Source organism: Streptomyces alkaliphilus (assembly GCF_014141535.1).
Taxonomy (GTDB): Bacteria; Actinomycetota; Actinomycetes; order Streptomycetales; family Streptomycetaceae; genus Streptomyces; species Streptomyces alkaliphilus.
On the sequence record NZ_VKHT01000615.1, the window covers coordinates 1 to 3168 of the forward strand.

3 protein-coding genes are annotated in these 3168 nt (G+C 74.0%); 2 read left to right on the forward strand and 1 reads right to left on the reverse strand.

From position 1 onward, the window contains the following. The first annotated feature begins 283 nt into the window (after window positions 1-283). Together FNQ90_RS17480 and FNQ90_RS17485 are read left to right on the forward strand one after the other, a co-directional pair. Entirely contained in the window at window positions 284-949 is a 666-nt protein-coding gene (locus FNQ90_RS17480; protein WP_182607242.1) for an ArsR/SmtB family transcription factor, read from the forward strand. An 83-nt stretch (window positions 950-1032) separates the two neighbouring features. Then, entirely contained in the window at window positions 1033-2481 is a 1449-nt protein-coding gene (locus FNQ90_RS17485; RefSeq protein WP_407699384.1) for an MFS transporter, read from the forward strand. Between the two features lie 125 nt (window positions 2482-2606). Here the strand turns inward: FNQ90_RS17485 and FNQ90_RS17490 are convergent, their stop codons facing one another. After that, window positions 2607-2981, reverse strand: a complete 375-nt coding sequence (locus FNQ90_RS17490) for a hypothetical protein (RefSeq protein WP_143618766.1) — start codon at window positions 2979-2981, stop codon at window positions 2607-2609. Window positions 2982-3168: the final 187 nt, after the last annotated feature.

Consider the following 3168-nt stretch of genomic DNA (forward strand, 5'->3'; position numbering starts at 1 on the left):
CAATTCCCTTTCCGCTTTCCCCGTCCCGTCCGACCCGGCCCCGCTCCCGGTAACACCATCGGGAATTTCCGTGATCGACGGAGGTGAAAAGGGGGGCCGTATTCGAAAGGCCACTCCGCCCGACGGCAGTCGGGCGATCCGCCCCGCGGGGAGTCCGACGAGGGGGCCCGTGGGGCGTCGGGCGGTGACGGGTGGCCGGTGCGATCGGGTTGGGTCCGATCACACCGGAGAGAGAGCGCAAAGATTCCTTTGCAAAGAAAGATGTGCGGTCTATCGTGGGGGCATGCTTCCCGAGGAGTCCCCGCCCCCGACGGGACACGACCCACGGCCTTCCGACACCGTGGTCCTCGACGCCTCGGGACTGCGGGCCCTGACCCACCCCGTGCGGGTGCGGCTGATCGGCCTGCTGCGCACCGACGGCCCCTCCACCGCCACCCGCCTCGCCGACCGGCTCGACCTCAACTCCGGCGCCACCAGCTACCACCTGCGCCAACTGGCCGCCGCCGGATTCGTCGAGGAGGACCCCGACCGGCCGGGCGGACGCGAGCGGTGGTGGCGCGCGGTGCACCGGTTCACCCGTTTCGACGACCCGGAACCCGTCGAGCGCGAACCGGCCGCGGCCCTGGCGTACCTCCAGTCGGTGGCCGCCGCGCACGCCTCGCAGGCCCAGCAGGCGTTCGCGCACCTGCCCACCTCCCCCGCTCCGTGGCGGCACGCCCTGGGACTGGGCGACGTGCGGCTGCGGCTCACCCCCGAGGAGGCGTCCCGGCTGGGTGCTGAGATCCGGGAGGTGCTCTCCCGATACCCCCTGGACGACCCCGATGCCGAGCGGCCGCCCGGTACCGAACCGGTCTCCGTCGTCGTGCACGTCCTCCCCCTGCCGGAGGAGCCCGCCCCGCCGACCGACACCCCGACCGATCCGACCGCCTCCGGGGAGGGGAACCCGTGAGCGGTGCCCCCGGCACCGGCGCCGCCGACACGGTCGTCCCCGCCGGCGGGCCGGAGCGGGGCACCGGCGACCTTCCGGGACGAATAGCCCGTATGCGACCGGTGTCCGGGGTCCTCGCGGCCCTCTCGGTCGCGCTGACCGGCACCTTCGTCTCCTCCATCGCCCTGCCCTGGTACGTCCTGGTCACCACGGGCAGCGCCGGCTGGACCGGCGTGGTGGCGTTCTGCGAGATGGCCCCCTACGTCGCGGCCAAGGCGGTCAGCGGACCCCTGGTGGACCGGCTCGGCCCACGGCGCGTCTCCCGGGCCGCCGACGTGTTCAGCGCCCTCGCCGTCACCCTGGTCCCGCTGCTGCACGTCCTCGACCTCCTCCCGCTGTGGGGGCTGCTCGTCGTGGTGGCGCTGATCGGCCTGACCCGCGGGCCCGGTGACCTGGCCAAGCGGGTGATGATCCCCGAGGCCGCCCGGCGCGGTCGGCTGCCGCTGGAGCGGGCCACCGGCCTGGCCGGTGTGACCGAACGCCTGGCCCTGACCGTCGGCCCGGCGGCGGGCGGTGCGCTGGTGGCCTGGGTCGGTCCGCTGCCCGCCCTCGTCCTCAACGCATTCTGCTTCGCCCTGGGGTGGCTGGTGGTCACCGTGGTGGTGCCCCGGGACATGGGCGCCCCGGTCGGGGCGTCCCCTTCCGAGTCCCATTCCGAGTCCCATTCCGTGCCGTCACAAAATCGGGCGGACGGCTCCGATGACGACGCGGCGGGGACCACGGCGGCCGTGGCCCCGACGGACGGGGCCGGGTACTGGCGCCGACTGGCGGAGGGCTTCGCCTTCCTGCGCCGGGACCCGCTCCTGCTGGTGATCGCGGCGCTGATCGCGGTGATCAACCTCCTGGACAGCGCCATGGCCGCCGTCCTGATGCCGGTGTGGGCCCGGGAGACGGGCAACGGCCCGGCCGCGCTGGGCCTGTTGGTGGCCGTCATGGGGGTCGGGGCGATCGTCGGCAGCCTGGTCATCACCGCCTTCGGTCACCGCCTTGGGCGCCGCATGGTCTTCTTCGCGGGCCTGCTGACCGTGGGGGCGCCGCGTTTCCTGGTGCTCGCCCTCGACACCCATCTCGCAGTGGCGTCGGCGGTGTTCCTGGTGGCCGGCTTCGGTTCCGGCTTCCTCAACCCCGTCCTGACCGCCGTGATCTTCGAACGCATCCCACCGCACCTGCTGGGACGCGTCGGCGGCCTGCTCGACGCCCTGGCCTGGATCGGCATCCCCTTCGGCGGACTGCTGGCCGGCGCGGCCGTCACCGCGTTCGGGTGGGCGCCGACCCCGGGGGTCGCCGGCGGGATCCACCTCGCGGCGACCCTGCTCGCCGGACTGCGACCCGAGTGGCGGGAGATGGACCGCGACCGAGGCGGCACCGACAAGGCGGTCGCGGAAGGGGGAATCGACACCGTTCCCCCTCCGGGCCCCGGCACCCCGGGGGCCGTGGCCCCGCCGGTCGGGGAGGCGGAGCGACGCTCCCCCGCCCCGATCGGCGAACCCTGACCGCGGAGGGGCCGGGGCCACGTCGTCCCGTCCTCCCGTCGGCGGTGTCGGGGACGGTACCGCCGACGGTCCGGCCGGGCGCGTCCCGGGTGCCCGGCGGTGCCGGACCCCGGGGACGCGCCGGGTCAGACCTCGAGCTCGGACTCGATCCTCTTGAGCTGGTGACGGGCCATCGCCAGGTTGGCCCGCTTCTTGTCCAGCGCGAGGTAGAGGAACAGGCCCTGGCTGCCGCGTCCCCTCATCAGGCGGATGAGGTGGTACTGGCTGCCCAGGGTGATGAGGATGTCCTCGATCTCGTCCCCCAGCGAGAGGAGTTCCATGGCGCGCAGCTTGGCGCGGACCACGTCGGTGTTGGCGGCGGCGGCGACGTTGAGGTCGAGCTCCTTGCCGCCACCCACGACGCCGAGGGCCATGCCACTGGTGTAGTCGACGAGGGCGACCCCGATGGTGCCCTCGATGCTGGTCATCGCCTCTTTGAGCGCGGCATCGGCGTTGGCCATGGCGGATCGTTTCCTTTCGGATGGTGAGGGATGCGACACCCCGCCCGGAGCGGGTCGGGGCGCGCGGGCCCGGTTCGGCTCGGGCGAGCCGGGGCCCAAGGGGACGGGTGTCCCGTGCGGGTGATGCGGGTGGGGTCGCCGGAGGTGCCCGGCACGGCTCCCGGGAATCGGGAGCGCGGGACGGGGC

What these genes read in the sequence shown, in the direction of transcription:
- FNQ90_RS17480 (WP_182607242.1), top strand. Translation starts at nt 284, where the DNA reads ATGCTTCCCGAGGAGTCCCCGCCCCCGACGGGACACGACCCACGGCCT.
- FNQ90_RS17490 (WP_143618766.1), bottom strand. Translation starts at nt 2,981, where the DNA reads ATGGCCAACGCCGATGCCGCGCTCAAAGAGGCGATGACCAGCATCGAG.